Genomic DNA, 18,977 nt, shown 5'->3' on the forward strand with positions numbered 1-18,977 from the left:
GGAAGGCCGCTGTCGTCATGGCCAAGGCCCTGTTCGGTTCCGTCGTCGCCCCCCGCGAGCTCCGGGCGGCGGAGGAGATCGCCGCCCTCCGGGGCCGCATCGCCCGGCTGGAGGCCGAGGTCGCGCAGCTGCGCGCCGAGCGCGACGACCGCATCGCCCGCGAGCTGCTCACGATGGCCGCACCCGCCTCGGAGCCCGCGCTCACCCATTGAGCCACCCCGGCTGTCGGAGGTGATCGCTAGCCTCCAGCCGTGCACCTGTCCAGCCTGACGCTCAAGGGCTTCAAGTCCTTCGCGTCGGCCACGACGCTGCGCCTGGAACCGGGCATCACCGCCGTCGTGGGCCCCAACGGCTCGGGCAAGTCCAACGTCGTCGACGCCATCGCCTGGGTGCTCGGCGAGCAGGGTGCCAAGAGCCTGCGCGGCGGCAAGATGGAGGACGTCATCTTCGCCGGCACCGCCGGTCGCCAGGCCCTGGGCCGGGCCGAGGTGACGCTCACGATCGACAACGCCGACGGCGCGCTGCCCATCGACTACACCGAGGTGGCGATCACCCGCCGCATGTACCGCTCCGGGGAGAGCGAGTACGAGATCAACGGCGACAAGGTGCGGCTGCTCGACGTCCAGGAGCTGCTCAGCGACTCCGGCATCGGCCGCGAGATGCACGTCATCGTCGGCCAGGGCCAGCTCGACGCCGTGCTGTCCGGCCGCCCCGAGGACCGCCGCGGGTTCATCGAGGAGGCGGCCGGGGTGCTCAAGCACCGCAAGCGCAAGGAGAAGGCGCTGCGGAAGCTCACCTCGATGCAGGCCAACCTCGACCGGCTGGCCGACCTCACCGTCGAGCTGCGCCGCCAGCTCAAGCCGTTGGGCCGACAGGCCGAGGTGGCCCGCCGCGCCGCCGGGATCCAGGCCGACCTGCGCGACGCCCGGCTACGGCTGCTGGCCGACGACCTGGTCGCGCTGCGCACCTCGCTGGCCGCCGACGTCGCCGACGAGACCGCCGCCCGCGAGCAGCGCGCCCGGGTCGAGGGGGAGCTGGCCGCCGCGACCGGCCAGCAGGCCGCACTGGAGGCGGCGCTGGCCGCCGACGCGCCCGCGCTCGCCGCTGCGCAGGACACCTGGTTCCGGCTGTCCACGCTGGGCGAGCGGTTCCGCAGCACCGCGCAGCTGGCCGCCGAGCGGCACCGGCACCTCACCGCCCCGGTCGCCGCACCGGCCGGCCGCGACCCCGACGCCCTCGACGAGGAGGCGGCCCGGGTCGAGGCCACCGAGGCCGAGCTCGCGGCGCAGCTCACCGCCGAGCGCGGCCGCCTGGCCGCGGCCACCGCCGCCCGCACCGAGCTCGACACCGCGCTGGCCACCGCCGAGCGCGAGCTCGTCGCCGCAGCCCGCGCGCTGGCCGACCGCCGCGAGTCCCTGGCCCGGCTGTCCGGCCAGGTCGCGGCGGCCCGCTCCCGGCAGACGGCGGGGGAGGCCGAGCTGGCCCGGGCGACCGAGGCGGCCTCGGGTGCCGCGGCCCGCGCCGAGGAGGCCGCCGCACGGCTCGCCGCGGCCGGCCCCGGCGCCCCCGACGACGACCCGGCCGACGCCCACGAGGACGCCGGCCCGCAGGTCCGCGAGCACGAGGAGGCCCGGACGGCGCAGGCCGACGCGGCCCGGGTGGTCGCCGAGCTCGCCGAGGCCGAGCGGGCCGCCGAGCGCGAGCGCGGCGCCGCACAGGCCCGCCGCGACGCCCTCGCCCTCGGGCTGGCGCCGGCCGACGGCGCGGCGGCGGTGCTGGCCGGGGCCGCCGGCGGCGCGCTGGGCGGGGTCACCGGTCCGCTGTCCGACCGGCTCGCGGTGCACCCCGGCGACGAGGTCGCGGTGGCGGCCGCGCTCGGCGGGTTGGCCGAGGCCGTCGTGGTCACCGGCCCGCGGGCCGCGGCCGACGCCCTGGCGCACCTCGCCGACACCGGCGGCGGCCGGGTGGGCCTGCTGGTCAGCGGTGCCCCGGGCGGCCGGGCCGCCGACCGCCCCGCGCTGCCCGCCGGCGCCCGGTGGGCGCTGGACCTCCTCGACGCACCCGACGACCTCCGCCCGGCGCTGGCCCGCGCGCTCGAGGACACCGTGGTGGTCGCCGACCTCGCCGCCGCGGTCGCCCTGGTCACCGCGCACCCCGGGCTGCGTGCGGTCACCGCCACCGGCGACCTGCTGGGCGCCGACCGAGCCGCCGGCGGCCAGCCCGACGCCCCGTCCGGCCTGGAGGTCCGCGCCCGCGTCGACGCCGCCGACGGCGAGCTGGGCCGGGCCACCGCGCACGCCCACGACCTCGCCGCGCAGCTCGCGGCCGCCCGCGAGGCGCACCGGCTGGCCGGCGTCCGGGTCGAGGACGCCGCCACCGCCCGTCGGGCCGCCGAGCGGGAGCGCGCCGCCCGCGACCGCGCCCTGGCCGAGCTGCGGGCCGACCTCCGTTCGGCGACGGCCGAGGCGCAGCGCGCTGACGCCGCCCGGGTCCGCGCCGAGCAGGGGCTCGAGCAGGCCGAGGTCGCCGTCGCCGAGCTGGCCGGACGGCTCGCGGCTGCCGAGGCCGAGCCGGTGCCCGACGAGCCCTCGCCGCACGAGCGCGACCGGCTGCGGGCCGAGGTCGCCGTCCTGCGCACCACCGAGACCGAGGCCCGGCTGGGCGTCCGGACGGCGGAGGAGCGGGCCCGGTCGCTGCACGGCCGGGCGGAGTCGCTGCGCCGGCAGGCACGGTCCGAACGGGCCGCCCGCGAGCGCGCCGAGCAGACCCGCCGGACCCGGGCCCGCGGCGCCGAGGTGGTCGCGCAGGTGCGGGCCGGCGCCGAACGGGCGCTCGAGCTGCTGCAGGGCTCGCTCGCCCTCGCCGTCGCCGAGCGCGACGCCCTGGCGGCCGCGCGCACCGGGCGGGAGGCCGAGCTGCTCGCTGTCCGCACCCGGGTGCGGGAGCTGACCGCCGACCTGGACCGGCTGACGTCGGAGGTGCACCGCGACGAGGTGGCCCGCGCCGAGCAGCGGCTGCGGATCGGGGCGCTGGAGACCCGGGCGGTCGAGGAGCACGGCATCGAGCTCGACCAGCTCGTCGCCGAGTACGGCCCGGCCGCGCCCGTGCCGCCGACCGCGCCGCAGCTGGCCGCCGCCGAGCAGGCCGGCGACCCGCCGCCGGAGCCGGTGCCCTACGTGCGGTCGGCGCAGGAGCGGCGGGCCGCGCGTGCCGAGTCCGACCTGGCGGCGCTGGGCCGGGTCAACCCCCTGGCACTGGAGGAGTTCGCCGCGCTCGAGGAGCGCAGCGCCTTCCTCACCACCCAGCTGGAGGACCTGCGGGCCACCCGCCGGGACCTGCTCACCGTCGTCCGGGAGGTCGACGACCGCATCCACGAGGTGTTCGCCGCGGCCTTCGCCGACGTGCAGCGCGAGTTCGTCGAGGTCTTCCAGACCCTCTTCCCGGGCGGGGAGGGACGGCTGACCCTGACCGACCCCGACGACATGCTGACCACCGGGGTGGAGGTCGAGGCGCGGCCACCGGGGAAGAAGGTCAAGCGGCTCTCGCTGCTGTCCGGCGGCGAGCGGTCGCTGACCGCCGTCGCGCTGCTGGTGGCCATCTTCCGGGCGCGGCCCTCGCCGTTCTACGTGCTCGACGAGGTCGAGGCCGCCCTCGACGACGTCAACCTGGGCCGGCTGCTGACCCTGGTGGAGCAGCTGCGCGGCACGTCGCAGCTGATCGTCATCACCCACCAGAAGCGGACGATGGAGATCGCCGACGCGCTCTACGGCGTCTCGATGCGCGGCGACGGCATCACCGGGGTGATCTCCCAGCGGCTGCGCCCGGCCGGCTGACCCTCAGCGCGTCGGCCTCCGCCAGGTCTGCGCGTGCGCGTCCTGGCTCCGCGGGGTGGCTCCGCCCATCACCTGCTGGCTGCTGCGCCGCAGGGTCTCCAGCTTCCGGCCCCGCGCGTCCGCGCCCATCGCGGCACCCGTGTGCGGGGTCGCCCCGCGGCGGCGGGCGTCACGGTCGTACCGCCAGCCCACCGCCAGGCACACGCCGACCACCAGACCGAGCACCGTCCACACGAGCCAGGCCACCGCAGCACCTCCCGGTAGGGGAACCGCAGCGTCTCACAGCTCCAGGTCGACCTGCAGCGGGTGGTGGTCCGAGCACGCCGACCCGTCCAGCACGGCGGCGGCGCGGACGCCCACCTCGGGGGAGACCCACACCTGGTCGATGCGCACCCGGGGCCGGCGCGCCGGGTGGGTCAGCCCCTGCTCACGCTTCCACAGCTGCCAGCGGCGGCCCTGGTCGGCGCGGGCGCCCGCCCGGGACCACGCGTCGGCCAGCCGGCTGCGCAGCGGCACCAGCTCGGCCGCGCCGGGGCCGCAGTTGAGGTCGCCGACCACCACGGCCGGCCGGCCCGGCGGGGGCAGCAGGTCGACCAGCGCCTGGGCCTGCGCCGCGCGGGAGCGGGCCGCGTCGCTGGACAGGTGGGTGGCCACCACGCGCAGCGCGCCGTCCCCGGTGACCAGGTCCGCCCGCAGCGCGGCCCGCGGCTCGCCGGTCCCGGGGAGGGGCACCGCGGCGTCGTCGGCCACCGGCAGCCGGGTGAGCAGCGCGTTGCCGTAGCGGGCGGCGGGCCGGTCGCCCGGGCGCGCCTTCTCGATCGCCGAGGCCCACAGCAGCTCGCGGTCCAGGGCCCGGGCCAGCAGCTCGGCCTGGTCGACGCCCTCGCTGCGGGCGCCGAAGTGCCGGTCCACCTCCTGCAGGCAGACCACGTCGGGGTCGGCGTCGGCCAGCACCGCGGCGATGCGGGCCAGGTCGTGCCGGCGGTCGTCGCCGACCCCGTGGTGGATGTTGAAGGTGACCAGGCGGACGGACGTCACGCACCCCACCTTCCCAGGCGGGATGCGCCGCGGCGCTGTTGCATGGGGTGCATGCGCATCTTCTTCACCGGCGGCAGCGGCAAGGCCGGCCACCACGTCGCCCCGTTCCTCGCCGAGCAGGGCCACGAGGTCACCAACGCCGACCTCGCCCCGCTGGGCCACGACGGCATCGCCGACCTGCGCGTGGACCTCACCGACCTGGGCCAGGTGTACTCGGCGCTGGCCGGTGCGGCCCGGGCGTCGGAGCTGGAGGGGGCCTCGGTGCCCGCCTACGACGCGGTCGTGCACTTCGCCGCGATCCCGGCGATCCTGCTGTCGTCGGACGCCACCACCTACGCCACCAACATCCTGAGCACCTACAACGTGCTGGAGGCCGCGACCCGCCTCGGCATCGGCAAGGTCGTGTTCGCCTCCTCCGAGACCACCTACGGCATCTGCTTCGCCCAGGGCGAGCGCAAGCCCCTGTACGTGCCGGTGGACGAGGAGCACCCCACCGTGCCCGAGGACTCCTACGCGATGAGCAAGGTGGCCGGCGAGACCACCGCCCGGTCGTTCCAGGCCCGGTCGGGTGCCGACGTCTACGGGCTGCGGATCAACAACGTCATCGAGCCGCACGAGTACGAGCAGCTGTTCCCCGCGTTCCTGCAGGACCCGGCGCTGCGCCGGCGCAACCTGTTCGCCTACATCGACACCCGCGACCTGGGCCAGATGGTGCAGCGCTGCCTGACCACCAACGGCCTGGGCTACGAGGTGTTCAACGTGGCCAACGCCGACATGTCGGTGGCCGTCACCACCGACGAGGTGCGGGAGCGGTTCTACGCCGGGGTGGAGCAGCGCCGGCCGATGGGCCCGGACGAGACCTTCTACTCCATCGACAAGGCCCGCCGGCTGCTCGGCTACGAGCCGCAGCACTCCTGGCGCGACGTGCTGGGGTAGGCCCCTCAGGCCAGCTCGGTGTCCAGCACCCGGGTGAACACCGGGCTGCCGTCGTCGGCCCGGCTGGTGGCCCACAGCCGGAAGCGGGCACCGCGGCCGCTGAGCACCAGCTCGCCGAGCTCGTTGCCGAAGAACGGCCCGGCCTGCTTGGCCCACTCCAGGCCGGTGCGCCGGACCCGCGCGGCCTTGGTGACGGAGCCGGTGAGCGCCCGGGCCCACCGGCTCCAGCCGATCCGGAAGCCCACCTCGATGGCGTGCGGTGCCTGGTTGTGCAGCGGGGAGACCGTCAGCTGGTGCACCCGGCTGCGCAGCCCGCCGGGGGAGACCAGCTCGGCGGCGTAGGCGTGGTGCACGTCGCCGGAGAGCACGAGCACGGTGGACGGCGCCCGGCCGGACTCCCCGCGGGCCAGCGACACCAGCACCCGGCCCAGCCGCTCGAAGGACTGCCCGAACGCCGCCCAGTGCTCGAGGTCCGCGGCCTGCCGCAGCTTCTCGGCCAGCCGGCCGAGCAGCTTGCCGTGGTGCCGGACGGCGAGGGTCTCGTTCCAGCGCTCCACGTCGTGGATGGCGTGCGGCAGCAGCCACGGCAGCGAGGTGCCGACCAGCACGTGCTCCACGCCGTCCGCCACGGCCTCGCGCAGCGCCTGCTCCACCCAGGTGAACTCGGCGTCGTCGAGGATCTGCCGGTCGTGCTCGGCCAGCACCCGGCCGGCCCGGCTGTCGACCATCACCAGCCGCACGTGGTCCCAGTGCCGCACGTAGCTCCACCGGAACGCGGTGGGGTCGCCGTCGGCGCCCTCGGCCATCGCGGTGAGCATCGGGCCGGCGTCCTCGACGCCCTGCATGGCCTGCCAGGTGTCGTTGGCCGCGAGCTCGGCCGGGGACAGGTTGCCCAGGTGCTGGTGGACCCAGTAGCTGGTCAGCCCGCCGGTGATCCGGGTGCGCCACCACGGCTCGCGCTCGATCGTGGCCCGCCAGGCCGCCGAGGTGTTCCAGTCGTCGATCATCTCGTGGTCGTCGAAGATCATCGACGACGGGATCGTGGACAGCAGCCAGCGCACCTCCGGGTCGCCCCAGGACTCCCGGTACAGCCGGGTGTAGTCCTCGAAGTCCGCCGCCTGCGGGCCCGGCGGCAGCGACAGGTCGCGGCGGCCGGCCATCCAGGCCTGGGTGAGCGGGGTCGTCTCGTCGGCGTAGACCTGGTCGCCGAGCAGCACGAGCGCGTCGGGCCACTCCTGCTCCGGGGTCCCCGCCAGCTGCAGCGCGTAGCAGTCCAGCGCGTCGGGCGGGATGCCGTCGCGGGCGTCGGCCGAGGCGGGGGTGGCGTACCGGCAGGAGCCGAACGCGATCCGGAAGGGGCCCGGCCCGCCGGGGGTGCGGATCCGGCTGGGCGGGAACGCCGAGCGGGCCGGCGGCCAGACGGGGACGTCGTCCAGGTGCACCTCGTAGGGCGTCGTGCTGCCCGGCGCCAGCCCCTCGACGACCACGAGGGCGTAGTGGTGGCCCTGCACGCAGAAGGTGCGCGCGGTGGCGTCCAGCACCCGCACCGTGCACGGCCGGTCGGTCTCCACCCACACCGTGGCCGACACCGGGTCGACGTGGCGCAGCAGCGGACCCAGGACCAGGCGCGGCGTCGACGGCACGGCGCCCAGCTTGGCCCACCGCACCGGGTGGTGCCCAGTCCGGGCTGGGAGACTGGTGTGCATGGAGTTCGTGATCATCGCCGTCGCGGTCGTCGTCGTCGCGCTGCTGGTCGGGGTGGGCCTGCTGGTCGGCCGCGGCCGCCGGACGACCCGGCTGGACGAGGGCACCACCGCCCCGACCCTCACCCGGCCCCGCCCGGGCGACGACCGGTCCACGACCCCGCCCACCACGCCGCCCACCACGGTGCCGCCGGTCGGCACCGAGGACCTCGCCGTCCCCCCGGTGCAGCTGCCCCCGGCCGAGCCCGAGCCGGGGCTCACCTTCGACGTGCCGCCACCCTCGGCCGGCCGGCTGGTCCGGCTGCGCAGCCGGCTGGCGCGCTCGCAGTCCTCGCTGGGCCGCGGCCTGCTCACCGTGCTCTCGCGGGAGAAGCTGACCGAGGACGACTGGGAGGAGATCGAGGAGACCCTGCTGGCCGCCGACGTCGGCGTCGCCGCCACCACCCAGATCGTGCAGCGGCTGCGCACCCAGTCGATGGTGCTGGCCACCGGCGACGGGACGGCGCTGCGCGAGCTGCTGGTCTCCGAGCTCACCGCCGTCCTCGGCCCGGACCTGGACCGCTCGCTGGCCACCGACCGGGAGCTGGACCGGCCCGCCGTCGTCCTCGTGGTCGGGGTCAACGGCGCGGGCAAGACCACCACCTGCGGCAAGATCGCCCGGGTGCTCGTCGGCGACGGGCGCAGCGTGCTGCTGGGCGCCGCGGACACCTTCCGCGCCGCCGCCGCCGACCAGCTGGAGACCTGGGGCGAGCGGGTCGGCGTGCCCACCGTGCGCGGGCCCGAGGGCGGGGACCCCGCGTCGGTGGCCTTCGACGCGGTCCGGACCGGCCGCGAGGCCGACGTCGACGCCGTGCTGGTCGACACCGCCGGCCGGCTGCACACCAAGCTCGGCCTGATGGACGAGCTGGGCAAGGTCAAGCGGGTGGTGGAGAAGCAGAGCCCGGTCGACGAGGTGCTGCTGGTGCTCGACGCCACCACCGGCCAGAACGGCGTGGTGCAGGCCCGCGTCTTCACCGAGGCGGTCGCGGTCACGGGGGTGGTGCTGACCAAGCTCGACGGCACCGCCAAGGGCGGCATCGTGGTCTCGGTGCAGCGCGAGCTGGGCATCCCGGTGAAGCTGGTCGGGCTGGGGGAGGGCGCCGACGACCTGGCCCCGTTCGAGCCCCGCGCCTTCGCCGAGGCGCTCGTCGGCGGCTGAGCGGCGGCCGGGTCAGGCGGAGAAGCGCTCCTCGACCCGGCCCCAGCGCCAGACGGCCAGTGCCGCGCCCCAGGTCAGCACGAACAGCGCGACGATGCCGAAACCCACGTAGTCCAGGTCCCACGACGCCAGCCAGGCCAGCGGGCCGCTGTCGATGCCGAACCGCTCGACGAGCAGGCCGACGAGCACCAGCGAGCCGACACCCAGCGCGACGGTCACCGACAGCGCGGTCACCGTCAGGTTGTAGAAGACCTTGCGCACCGGCTTGACCAGCGCCCAGCCGTAGGCGCGGGTCATCAGCACGCCGTCGGCGGTGTCGAACAGGCTCATCCCGGCCATGAACAGCACCGGCAGCACGCAGATGGCGTACCAGGGCAGCACGAACGCCGCGGACCCGGCGATGAGCACCAGCAGGCCGACCTGGGTGGCGGTGTCGAAGCCCAGGCCCATGAGCAGGCCGACCGGGTAGAGGTGCCAGGGCTTGGAGACCCGGCGGGTGAACCGGCCGAGCACCCGGGCCATGAACCCGCGGTTGTGCAGGTGGTGCTCCAGCGCCGCCTCGTCCAGCTCGCCCGATCGCATCCCGCGCAGCACCTTGGCGATGCCGACCACGGCGACCAGGTTCATGCCGCCGATGACCAGCAGGAAGGCGCCGGCGACCAGGGTGCCGACCAGGCCGAGCACGGACGCCGCACCGGAGTCGCCGTCCTGGATGACGCCGGCGACGGACTGCACGCCCAGCGCCAGCAGCACGCTGGCGACCAGCACGACCGACGAGTGGCCCAGGGAGAACCAGAACCCGGTGCCGACGGCGGGCGTGCCGTCGCCGACCAGCTTGCGGGTGGTGTTGTCGATGACCGCGATGTGGTCGGCGTCGAAGGCGTGCCGCACGCCGAGCAGGTACGCGGTCAGCCCGACGCCCACGCCGAGCACGCCGGCGCTGCCCAGGTCCAGCCGCTGCGGGGCCACCGCGAACAGCAGCACGCCCCAGCCGAGCACGTGCAGCCCGACGACGACGGCGGCCATGGTGGCGATGCTGCGCTTGTCGCGGCGGCTGAAGCCCCGTGCCGGGACGGCGAGGGGGGCGGGCGCGGTGGTGGTCACGGCCGGACCCTAGTGCGAGCTCCTCGCACCTGCACAGGGGTCGCAACAAGCTCGCTGCGAGCCGTGCAACACGGCCGGAACACGGGGCCGCGACACGCGGAGCGGAGTTCACCGGTGCGAAACACGTCCGGACCGTGGGCGGAACACGGCTGCCGCACTGTCTACGGCGACCGACCCCCAGCCCCCGGCCGATGGCCGACGACCCCTGATCAGGAGGTTGCCGTGGTCAACACCGGCGACACCGCCTGGATCCTCACCAGCGCGGCCCTCGTGCTGCTGATGACCCCGGGCCTCGCGCTCTTCTACGGCGGCATGGTCCGCGCGAAGAGCGTCCTCAACATGATGATGATGAGCTTCGGAGCCCTGGCGCTGATCAGCGTGCTCTGGGTGCTCTACGGCTACTCGTTCGCCTTCGGCAACGACGTCGGCGGGGGCCTGCTGGGCAACCCGACCGAGTACCTGGGCCTCAAGGGCCTGATGGAGGACCTCACCACCGACGCCGGCGGCTACCCGGTCATGGCCTTCGTCGGCTTCCAGGCCGTGTTCGCCATCATCACCGTCGCGCTCATCTCCGGCGCCATCGCCGACCGCGCCAAGTTCGGCGCCTGGATGGTCTTCTCGGGCGTCTGGGCCACGATCGTCTACTTCCCGATCGCGCACTGGGTCTTCGACTTCACGCTCACCGACGACGACGGCACCGTCACCCACGTCGGTGGCTGGATCGCCAACAACCTGGCCGCCATCGACTTCGCCGGCGGCACCGCGGTGCACATCAACGCCGGTGCGGCCGGCCTCGCGCTGGCCCTGGTCCTCGGCAAGCGCCGCGGCTTCGGCCGCGAGGCCATGCGCCCGCACAACCTGCCGCTGGTCATGCTCGGCGCGGGCCTGCTGTGGTTCGGCTGGTTCGGGTTCAACGCCGGCTCCGCGCTGGCCGCCAACAACACCGCCGCGGTCGTCTGGGTCAACACCCTGGTCGCCACCGGTGCGGCCACCCTCGGCTGGCTGTTGACGGAGAAGATCCGCGACGGGCACTCGACCTCCCTCGGCGGCGCGTCGGGTGCGGTGGCCGGCCTGGTCGCCATCACCCCGTCCTGCTCCTCGGTGTCGCCGATCGGCGCGATCATCCTGGGGGCCATCGCCGGTGTGCTCTGCGCCCTGGCGGTCGGCCTGAAGTACAAGTTCGGCTACGACGACTCCCTCGACGTCGTCGGCGTCCACCTGGTCGGTGGCCTCTGGGGCACCATCGCCGTGGGCTTCCTGGCCACCGACTCGGCCCCGGCCGGCGTCAGCGGCCTGCTCTACGGCGGCGGTGTCGACCAGCTGTGGCGCCAGGTCGTGGGCGCCCTCGCCGTCCTCGTGGTCTCCTTCGTGCTCACCTACCTCATCGGGATCATCATCGAGAAGACGATGGGCTTCCGGATCACCGAGGAGGACGAGGTCGCCGGCATCGACCAGGTCGTGCACGCCGAGTCCGGGTACGACTTCACCAGCCTGAGCGGCGGCAGCGGCTCCGCCCTGCACCAGGCCACCACCGCCAAGACCGTGGAGGGTTCCCACTGATGAAGCTGGTCACCGCGATCGTCAAGCCGTTCAAGCTCGACGACGTCAAGAACGCCCTGGAGCTGATCGGCATCGCCGGGCTCACCGTCTCGGAGGTCCAGGGCTTCGGCCGCCAGCGCGGGCACACCGAGGTCTACCGCGGTGCGGAGTACCAGGTGGACTTCGTGCCCAAGGTGCGCATCGAGGTCGTGGTCAGCGAGCACGACGCCGCCCGCGTGGTGGACGCCGTGGTGGAGTCCGCCTCCACCGGCCAGATCGGCGACGGCAAGGTCTGGGTGACCACGATCGACGAGATCGTGCGGGTCCGGACCGGTGAGCGCGGGGCCGACGCCCTGTAGTCGCCGCACCCGTCCCGTCGGCCGGGGTGGTGGGACCCCCCCACCGCCTCGGCCGACGCCGTTCCCGGCCCGCCCCGACCACGACGAGGTGATCCCCCTGGCACACCCGGCACCCACCCCCGACGAGCTGGCCGCCCTGTCCCGCGCGGAGCGGGTCGCGGCCCTGGACGGCTGGCTGAGCGCCCTGCTGGCCGACGCCGTCCCCGCCGGCGCCCGGACCGGGGTCGCGCTGGCCGCGGTCGGCAGCCTCGGCCGCCGGGAGCCGGCGCCCTACGGCGACCTGGACCTGGTGCTGGTGCACGACGGGCGGCGCGGGATCGGCCAGGTCGCCGACGCGGTCTGGTACCCGGTCTGGGACGCCGGGCACAAGCTCGACCACTCGGTGCGCACCGTGGCCGAGGCCGCCGCGGTCGCCGGGGACGACGTCAAGGCCGGCCTGGGCCTGCTCGACGTCCGGCTGGTGGCCGGCGACGCCGAGCTGGTCGCCGCGCTGCGCTCGGCCACCCTGGGGAGCTGGCGGCAGCGGGCCTCCCGGCTGCTGCCGGACCTGCGGGAGCTGCGCCGGGCCCGGGCGCGCACCGTCGGGGAGCTGGGGTTCCTGCTCGAGCCCGACCTCAAGGAGGCCTACGGCGGCCTGCGCGACGGCCAGGTGCTGCGCGCCCTGGCCCTGGCCCAGCTGGTCGACGAGCCGCCGGCCGACGCGGGGGAGGCCTACGCGTTCCTGGTCGACGTCCGCGACGAGCTGCGCCGACGCACCCGCCGGGCCGGGGACGTGCTCGTCCGCCAGGAGCAGGCCGGGGTGGCGGCCGCCCTGGGGCTGGACGACGACGACGTCCTGCTGCGCCGGGTGAGCCTGGCCGGCCGCCGGCTGGCGTTCGTCGTGGACGAGGCCTGGCGCCGGGTGGACGCCGCCCTCGTCCGCCGCCCCCGGGCCCGCTACCGGCGGGTGCGCCGCGAGCCGCTGGCCGAGGGCCTGGTCCGGCAGGGCGACGAGGTCGTGCTCGCCCGGGACGCCAAGCCCGCCGCCGACCCCGGCCTCGTGCTGCGCGGCGCCGCCGCGGCCGCGCACGCGGACCTGCTGCTGTCCCCGTACACGCTCAAGGTGCTCGGGGCGCACTCCCCGCCGCTGCCCGAGCCCTGGCCCGCCGAGGTGCGCTGGTCGTTCCTGCGGCTGCTGGCCAGCGGGCGCAGCGCCGTCCCGGTGGTCGAGCAGCTGGACCAGGAGGGCCTGCTGGTCCGCATGCTCCCCGAGTGGGACCACGTGCGGTCGCTGCCGCAGCGCCACCCGTGGCACCGGTTCACCGTGGACCGGCACCTGGTGGAGGCGGCCTCGGCGGCCGCCGAGCTGACCCGCGACGTCGACCGGCCCGACCTGCTGCTGGTCGGTGCGCTGCTGCACGACATCGGCAAGGGCCACCCCGGCGACCACTCCGAGGTCGGTGCGGTCATCGTGCGGGAGATGGCCACCCGGATGGGGTTCGCCGCCCCCGACGTGGCGATGCTCGTGGCGATGGTGCGCTGGCACCTGCTGCTGCCCGACGTCGCCACCCACCGCGACCTGGACGACCCGGCGACCATCGACCGGGTGGTCGAGGCGATCGGCGCCGACCCCGCCCTGCTGCAGCTGCTGCACGCGCTGGCCCAGGCCGACGGCGCGGCGACCTCCACCTCGGCGTGGTCGCCGTGGAAGGCCCACCTGGTGGCCGCGCTGGTCGGCCGGGTCGCCGCGCGGCTGGGGTCGGCCGCCGTCCCCGAGCCGGTGCTCGAGCCCAGCGACCCGCTGGTCACCGCGCCCGCACCGGAGATCCCCGGCCCGACCCGCCCGGTCACCGTCGGCGTGGAGGACGTCGCCGACGGCCAGCAGGTCACCATCGGCGCCCCCGACCGGCCCGGCCTGTTCGCCCTGTGCGCGGGCGTGCTGGCGCTCAACCAGCTCGACGTGCGCGCCGCGCGGGTCACCGTCGAGGCCGGCCACGCCACCTCGGTGTTCGCCGTCCGGCCGCGGTTCGGCCGCGCCCCGGTGCCGGGCATCCTGGCCGACGGCGTGCGGGCGGCGATGGAGGGCACCCTGCCGCTGGGCGAGCGCCTCGCGCAGCGGGAGCGCGACTACAGCCAGGACACCGCGCGGGGGGCGCCGCCGCGGGTCGCCTGGTTCGACGCGGAGGCCACCGGCGCGGCCAACACGCTGGTGGAGGTGCGGGCCACCGACCGGGCCGGCCTGCTGTACCGGCTGACCGCGGCGCTGGCCGCCGAGGGGCTGGACGTGCGCGGCGCGACGGTGGAGACCCTGGGCGCGGACGCCGTCGACGCCTTCTACCTGGCCGACCCCTCGGGCACCCCGGTCGACGAGGGCCAGCGGGAACGGGTCGCCGCCTCGCTGCTGGCCGCGGCCGCCGGCACCGCACCCGACCCGGCCGCGCGCTAGGCCTGGATACCCTGGGGAGCCCCTGGTTCCACCGCTGCTGAGGACGTGTTGTGTTCGAGACCCTCTCCGACCGGCTCGACAAGGTCTTCACCGGGCTGCGCGGCAAGGGCCGGCTCTCCGACGCCGACATCGACGCCACGGCCCGGGAGATCCGGATCGCGCTGCTCGAGGCCGACGTCGCCCTGCCGGTGGTCCGCGAGTTCATCGGCGCGGTCAAGGAGCGGGCGCGCGGTGCCGCGGTCAGCCAGGCGCTGAACCCCGCCCAGCAGATCATCAAGATCGTCAACGAGGAGCTCGTCGGCATCCTCGGCGGGGAGACCCGGCGCATCCGCTACGCCAAGACCTCGCCGACGGTCATCATGCTGGCCGGTCTGCAGGGCGCCGGGAAGACGACGCTGGCCGGCAAGCTCGGCCGCTGGCTCAAGGCGCAGGGGCACACCCCGCTGCTGGTGGCCTGCGACCTGCAGCGCCCCAACGCGGTCAACCAGCTGTCGGTCGTGGCCGGGCAGGCCGGGGTCGACGTCTACGCCCCGCAGCCGGGCAACGGCGTCGGCGACCCGATCCAGGTCGCCCGGGACTCGATCGAGCACGCCCGCCGCTCCATGCACGACGTCGTCGTGGTCGACACCGCCGGCCGGCTGGGCATCGACGCCGAGCTGATGGCGCAGGCCGCCGGCATCCGCGACGCCGTGCAGCCCGACGAGACGCTGTTCGTCGTCGACGCCATGATCGGCCAGGACGCCGTCACCACGGCGATCGCCTTCCAGGAGGGCGTCGGGTTCTCCGGCGTCGTGCTCACCAAGCTCGACGGCGACGCCCGCGGTGGTGCCGCGCTGTCGGTCCGCGGGGTGACCGGGCAGCCCATCATGTTCGCCTCGACCGGCGAGAAGCTGGCCGACTTCGACGTCTTCCACCCCGAGCGGATGGCCTCGCGCATCCTCGGCATGGGCGACGTGCTCACCCTCATCGAGCAGGCCGAGCAGGCCTTCGACGCCGAGCAGGCCGAGAAGATGGCCGGCAAGCTGGCCAGCCGCGACGGCTTCACCCTCGAGGACTTCCTCGAGCAGATGATGGCCATCCGCAAGATGGGGCCGATCGCCAACCTGCTCGGCATGCTGCCCGGCGCCGGGCAGATGAAGGAGCAGCTGAAGAACATCGACGACCGGGACCTCGACCGCACCGCGGCGATCATCCGGTCGATGACGCCGGGGGAGCGCAACACCCCCAAGATCATCAACGCCTCGCGGCGGGTCCGGATCGCCAACGGCTCCGGTGTCACCGTCACCGAGGTGAACTCGCTGCTGGAGCGGTTCGCGCAGGCCCAGAAGATGATGGGCCAGATGGCCGGCTCGATGGGCATGCCGGGGATGGGCCCGATGTCGAAGAAGGCCCGCGGGCGCCAGCAGCAGGCCCCGGCCCGCAAGGGCGGCAAGGGCAAGGCCAAGAAGCCCGCGCGCCGGCAGATCGGCGCCGGCCCCTCGATGCCGCCGGGCGGGATCCCGGGGCTGCCCCCGGGCCAGCAGCTGCCCGACCTGTCGACCCTCGACTTCAGCAAGTTCAAGGACCGCTGAGCCGTGCACCTGTCGGGGGTGCTGCTGCCCGAGGGGGAGCAGCGCGACCTGTGGGTGCGCGACGGGCGGATCACCTTCGAGCCGGTCCCGGGGGCCGAGACCGTCTCCCGGGGCGGCTTCGTGCTGCCGGGGCTGGTCGACGCGCACTGCCACGTCGGGATCGCGCGCGGCGGCGGGCCCGTCGCCGACCTCGCGGCCGCCCGCGAGCAGGCGCGGGTCGAGCGGGACGCGGGGGTGCTGCTGCTGCGCGACTGCGGCTCGCCGGTGGACACCCGCGCGCTGGACGACGACCCCGAGCTGCCCCGGATCCTGCGCGCCGGACAGCACGTGGCCCGCGAGCGGCGCTACCTCCCGGGCCTGGCCGTGGAGGTCGAACCCGCGTCGCTGGCCGACGAGGTGCGCACCCAGGCCCGCCGCGGCGACGGCTGGGTGAAGCTGGTCGGTGACTGGATCGACCGCGGCGTGGGCGACCTGGGCCCGCTGTGGCCCGACGACGCGCTGGCCGAGGCGATCGCCGCCGCGCACGCCGAGGGTGCCCGGGTCACCGCGCACACCTTCGGCACCGACGCCCTGCCCGGGCTCGTCCGGGCCGGCATCGACTGCGTGGAGCACGGCACCGGCCTGACCGAGGACCTCATCGGGGAGATGGCGGCGCGCGGCACGGCCGTCGTCCCCACGCTGGTGAACGTGGCGCACTTCCCCGGCTTCGCCGCGGCGGGGGAGGCGAGGTTCCCCTCCTACGCCTCGACGATGCGCCGGCTGCACGCCTCGTCGGGCGCGGTGGTGCGGGCGGCGTACGAGGCCGGGGTGCCGGTCTTCGCCGGGACCGACGCCGGCGGGGGCATCGACCACGGCACGATCGCCGAGGAGGTCCGGGCGCTGCACGCCGCCGGGCTGCCGGTCGAGGCCGCACTGGCCGCCGCGTCCTGGGCCGCCCGGGAGTGGCTGGGCCTGCCCGGCCTGGTCGAGGGGGCGCCGGCCGACCTGGTGGTCTACGACCGCGACCCCCGCGCGGACCTCGACGCCCTCGCGCGTCCGCAGCTGACGGTGCTCCGCGGCCGGGTGGTCACCCCCGCCCGGTGACCGGCCCCGGGAAACCGGTCGCAGGAGGGCGGGGGAGGGCTGGGAGACTGCCCCCGTGCTGTTGCGGATGTCCACCCTGTTCCTGCGCACCCTGCGCGACGACCCGGCCGACGCCGAGGTCCCCAGCCACCGCCTGCTGGTGCGGGGCGGCTACATCCGCCGGGCCGCGCCCGGCGGGTTCACCTGGCTGCCGCTGGGGTGGCGGGTCTACCGCAACGTCGAGCGCGTCGTCCGCGAGGAGATGGACGCGATGGGCGCGCAGGAGGTGCACTTCCCGGCGCTGCTGCCCCGCGAGCCCTACGAGGCCACCGGCCGCTGGACCGAGTACGGCGACAACCTGTTCCGCCTGCAGGACCGCAAGGGCGCCGACTTCCTGCTCGGCCCCACCCACGAGGAGATGTTCACCCTCCTCGTGAAGGACCTCTACGGGTCCTACAAGGACCTGCCCCTGTCGATCTACCAGATCCAGACCAAGTACCGGGACGAGGCACGGCCGCGGGCCGGGCTGTTCCGCGGCCGTGAGTTCGTGATGAAGGACAGCTACTCCTTCGACGTCGACGACGCCGGCCAGGACGCCTCCTACGCCGCGCACCGCGAGGCCTACACCCGCATCTTCGACCGGCTGGGCCTGGAGTACGTCATCGTCTCGGCCACCTCCGGGGCGATGGGCGGCTCCCGGTCGGAGGAGTTCCTGCACCCCACCGCGGTCGGCGAGGACACCTTCGTCCGCTCGCCCGGGGGGTACGCCGCCAACGTCGAGGCGGTCACCACCGTCGCGCCCGCGGAGATCCCCGTCGACGGCCTGCCGGCCGCGCACGTCGAGGACACCCCCGACACCCCGACCATCGAGACGCTGGTCGCCGTCGCCACCGAGCTGTTCCCCGACGCCGGCTACACCGCCGCCTCGACGCTGAAGAACGTCGTCGTGCAGCTGCGCCACCCCGACGGCACCGCCGAGCCGCTGGTCATCGGCATCCCCGGCGACCGCGAGGTCGACACCAAGCGGCTGGAGGCCCAGGTCTCCCCGGCCGAGGTCGAGCCCTTCACCGACTTCGCCGCGCACCCGGCGCTGGTCAAGGGCTACATCGGGCCGCAGGTGCTCGGTGCCGACAGCGACTCGGGCATCCGCTACCTGGTCGACCCCCGGGTGGTCATCGGCAGCCGCTGGATCACCGGGGCCAACGAGGCCGGCAAGCACGTCTTCGACCTCGTCGCCGGCCGGGACTTCACCTGGGACGGCACCGTCGAGGCCGCCGAGGTGCGCGCCGGCGACCCCGCCCCCGACGGGTCCGGCCCGCTGGAGCTGGCCCGCGGCGTGGAGATGGGCCACGTGTTCGCCCTCGGCCGCAAGTACGCCGACGCCCTGGACCTCAAGGTGCTCGACGAGAACGGCAAGCTCGTCACGGTCACCATGGGCTCCTACGGCATCGGCGTCTCCCGCGCGGTGGCCGCGATCGCGGAGTCCACGCACGACGAGCTCGGCCTGGTCTGGCCGCGCGAGGTCGCCCCGGCCGACGTGCACCTGGTCGCCACCGGCAAGGACGCAGCGGTGTTCACCGCGGCCGAGGCCCTCGCCGGCGAGCTGGTCGCCGCCGGGCTGACCGTGCTCTACGACGACCGGCCCAAGGTCAGCCCCGGCGTGAAGTTCAAGGACGCCGAGCTGCTCGGGATGCCGACCATCGTCACCGTCGGCCGCGGCCTGGCCGAGGGCGTGCTGGAGCTGCGCGACCGGGCCACCGGCGACCGGCAGGACATCCCCGTCGACGGCGCCGCCGCCGCGGTGCTGGCCGCCGTCAGGGGCTGACCCGCTCCACCAGCTCCACCTCGAAGCCGTCGGCGTCCTCCAGGTAGGCCGCCCGGTGGTCGGGCCCACCGGCGAACGGGTGGCGGTCGGCGAACAGCAGCCGCCACCCGTGCACCGGGGCGTCGTCCACCAGCCCGTCGAGCCGGCCGGCGGGCACGTGGAACGCCAGGTGGTTCAGCCCCGGACGGCGCCGCTCGTGCGCCGTCCCCAGTAGGTCCGGCGACTGCTCCAGGACGACGTAGACCTCCCCGGCCCGCCACGACCGGCCGCCCGACCAGGACTGGAAGGGCTCGGCGCCCAGCTGGGTCAGCAGCCAGCCCCAGGAGCGGACGGCGCGGGTGAGGTCGGGCACCCACAGCTCGACGTGGTGGAGCAGCATCCCGG

The 18,977-nt window shown here is 75.4% G+C and carries 15 protein-coding genes; 10 read left to right on the forward strand and 5 right to left on the reverse strand.

Translation table 11 applies throughout. The annotated features are described in order from the left end of the window. The first annotated feature begins 17 nt into the window (after positions 1–17). Together BLT39_RS16610 and smc are read left to right on the forward strand one after the other, a co-directional pair. Positions 18–212 (forward strand): HalX domain-containing protein, encoded by a 195-nt coding sequence (locus BLT39_RS16610; RefSeq protein WP_091066001.1) that lies wholly within the window; start codon positions 18–20, stop codon positions 210–212. A 39-nt stretch (positions 213–251) separates the two neighbouring features. Then, entirely contained in the window at positions 252–3,833 is a 3,582-nt protein-coding gene (gene smc, locus BLT39_RS16615; protein ID WP_091066005.1) for a chromosome segregation protein SMC, read from the forward strand. 3 nt (positions 3,834–3,836) lie between these two features. Here the strand turns inward: smc and BLT39_RS16620 are convergent, their stop codons facing one another. After that, the gene (locus BLT39_RS16620; RefSeq protein WP_091066008.1) at positions 3,837–4,079 is read right to left on the reverse strand and encodes a hypothetical protein; all 243 of its coding nucleotides are present in this window, start codon (positions 4,077–4,079) and stop codon (positions 3,837–3,839) included. 33 nt (positions 4,080–4,112) lie between these two features. Then, positions 4,113–4,871 carry an endonuclease/exonuclease/phosphatase family protein gene (locus tag BLT39_RS16625; RefSeq protein WP_091066011.1) on the reverse strand — a complete coding sequence of 253 codons (759 nt, stop codon included), beginning with the start codon at positions 4,869–4,871 and terminating at the stop codon, positions 4,113–4,115. A gap of 51 nt (positions 4,872–4,922) precedes the next feature. Between BLT39_RS16625 and BLT39_RS16630 the strand changes: the two genes are divergently transcribed. Further along, positions 4,923–5,807 (forward strand): NAD-dependent epimerase/dehydratase family protein, encoded by an 885-nt coding sequence (locus BLT39_RS16630; RefSeq protein ID WP_091066013.1) that lies wholly within the window; start codon positions 4,923–4,925, stop codon positions 5,805–5,807. Between the two features lie 5 nt (positions 5,808–5,812). Here BLT39_RS16630 and BLT39_RS16635 read toward each other — a convergent pair whose 3' ends face one another. Beyond that, positions 5,813–7,450 (reverse strand): alkaline phosphatase D family protein, encoded by a 1,638-nt coding sequence (locus tag BLT39_RS16635; RefSeq protein WP_242658487.1) that lies wholly within the window; start codon positions 7,448–7,450, stop codon positions 5,813–5,815. A 61-nt stretch (positions 7,451–7,511) separates the two neighbouring features. Between BLT39_RS16635 and ftsY the strand changes: the two genes are divergently transcribed. Beyond that, entirely contained in the window at positions 7,512–8,708 is a 1,197-nt protein-coding gene (gene ftsY, locus BLT39_RS16640) for a signal recognition particle-docking protein FtsY (protein WP_091066018.1), read from the forward strand. Between the two features lie 12 nt (positions 8,709–8,720). Here the strand turns inward: ftsY and nicT are convergent, their stop codons facing one another. Next, positions 8,721–9,812: a Nickel transporter NicT gene (gene nicT / locus BLT39_RS16645; RefSeq protein ID WP_242658488.1), complete on the reverse strand. Its 1,092-nt coding sequence runs from the start codon at positions 9,810–9,812 to the stop codon at positions 8,721–8,723. Between the two features lie 222 nt (positions 9,813–10,034). On the opposite strand from nicT, the gene BLT39_RS16650 reads away from it, so the two are divergent. From BLT39_RS16650 to BLT39_RS16675, 6 genes are all read left to right on the forward strand, one after another. Further along, positions 10,035–11,372, forward strand: coding sequence for an ammonium transporter (locus BLT39_RS16650; protein ID WP_091066022.1), 1,338 nt, complete (start codon positions 10,035–10,037; stop codon positions 11,370–11,372). Beyond that, the gene (locus BLT39_RS16655) at positions 11,372–11,710 is read left to right on the forward strand and encodes a P-II family nitrogen regulator (RefSeq protein WP_091066026.1); all 339 of its coding nucleotides are present in this window, start codon (positions 11,372–11,374) and stop codon (positions 11,708–11,710) included. Before BLT39_RS16650 ends, BLT39_RS16655 begins: the two co-directional genes overlap by 1 nt. Positions 11,711–11,798: 88 nt before the next feature. Next, positions 11,799–14,135, forward strand: a complete 2,337-nt coding sequence (locus tag BLT39_RS16660) for a [protein-PII] uridylyltransferase (protein ID WP_242658489.1) — start codon at positions 11,799–11,801, stop codon at positions 14,133–14,135. A 50-nt stretch (positions 14,136–14,185) separates the two neighbouring features. After that, entirely contained in the window at positions 14,186–15,706 is a 1,521-nt protein-coding gene (gene ffh / locus BLT39_RS16665) for a signal recognition particle protein (RefSeq protein WP_091066029.1), read from the forward strand. A 3-nt stretch (positions 15,707–15,709) separates the two neighbouring features. Further along, a complete protein-coding gene (locus BLT39_RS16670; protein WP_091066032.1) occupies positions 15,710–16,789 on the forward strand; it encodes an amidohydrolase family protein in 1,080 nt (359 codons plus the stop codon). Between the two features lie 67 nt (positions 16,790–16,856). Further along, positions 16,857–18,593, forward strand: a complete 1,737-nt coding sequence (locus tag BLT39_RS16675; protein WP_242658490.1) for a proline--tRNA ligase — start codon at positions 16,857–16,859, stop codon at positions 18,591–18,593. Here BLT39_RS16675 and BLT39_RS16680 read toward each other — a convergent pair. Next, positions 18,583–18,972, reverse strand: a complete 390-nt coding sequence (locus tag BLT39_RS16680; RefSeq protein ID WP_207508063.1) for a VOC family protein — start codon at positions 18,970–18,972, stop codon at positions 18,583–18,585. The genes BLT39_RS16675 and BLT39_RS16680 overlap by 11 nt on opposite strands. Between the last annotated feature and the right edge of the window lie 5 nt (positions 18,973–18,977).

The sequence above is a fragment of the Klenkia brasiliensis genome (assembly GCF_900100695.1).
Classification (GTDB): domain Bacteria; phylum Actinomycetota; class Actinomycetes; order Mycobacteriales; family Geodermatophilaceae; genus Klenkia; species Klenkia brasiliensis.

Excerpts from the sequence above, each read along its gene's own strand:
- BLT39_RS16610 (WP_091066001.1), top strand. The coding sequence starts at position 18 with ATGGCCAAGGCCCTGTTCGGTTCCGTCGTCGCCCCCCGCGAGCTCCGG.
- BLT39_RS16630 (WP_091066013.1), top strand. The coding sequence starts at position 4,923 with ATGCGCATCTTCTTCACCGGCGGCAGCGGCAAGGCCGGCCACCACGTC.
- ftsY (WP_091066018.1), top strand. The coding sequence starts at position 7,512 with ATGGAGTTCGTGATCATCGCCGTCGCGGTCGTCGTCGTCGCGCTGCTG.
- BLT39_RS16655 (WP_091066026.1), top strand. The coding sequence starts at position 11,372 with ATGAAGCTGGTCACCGCGATCGTCAAGCCGTTCAAGCTCGACGACGTC.
- BLT39_RS16675 (WP_242658490.1), top strand. The coding sequence starts at position 16,857 with ATGTCCACCCTGTTCCTGCGCACCCTGCGCGACGACCCGGCCGACGCC.
- BLT39_RS16680 (WP_207508063.1), bottom strand. The coding sequence starts at position 18,972 with ATGCTGCTCCACCACGTCGAGCTGTGGGTGCCCGACCTCACCCGCGCC.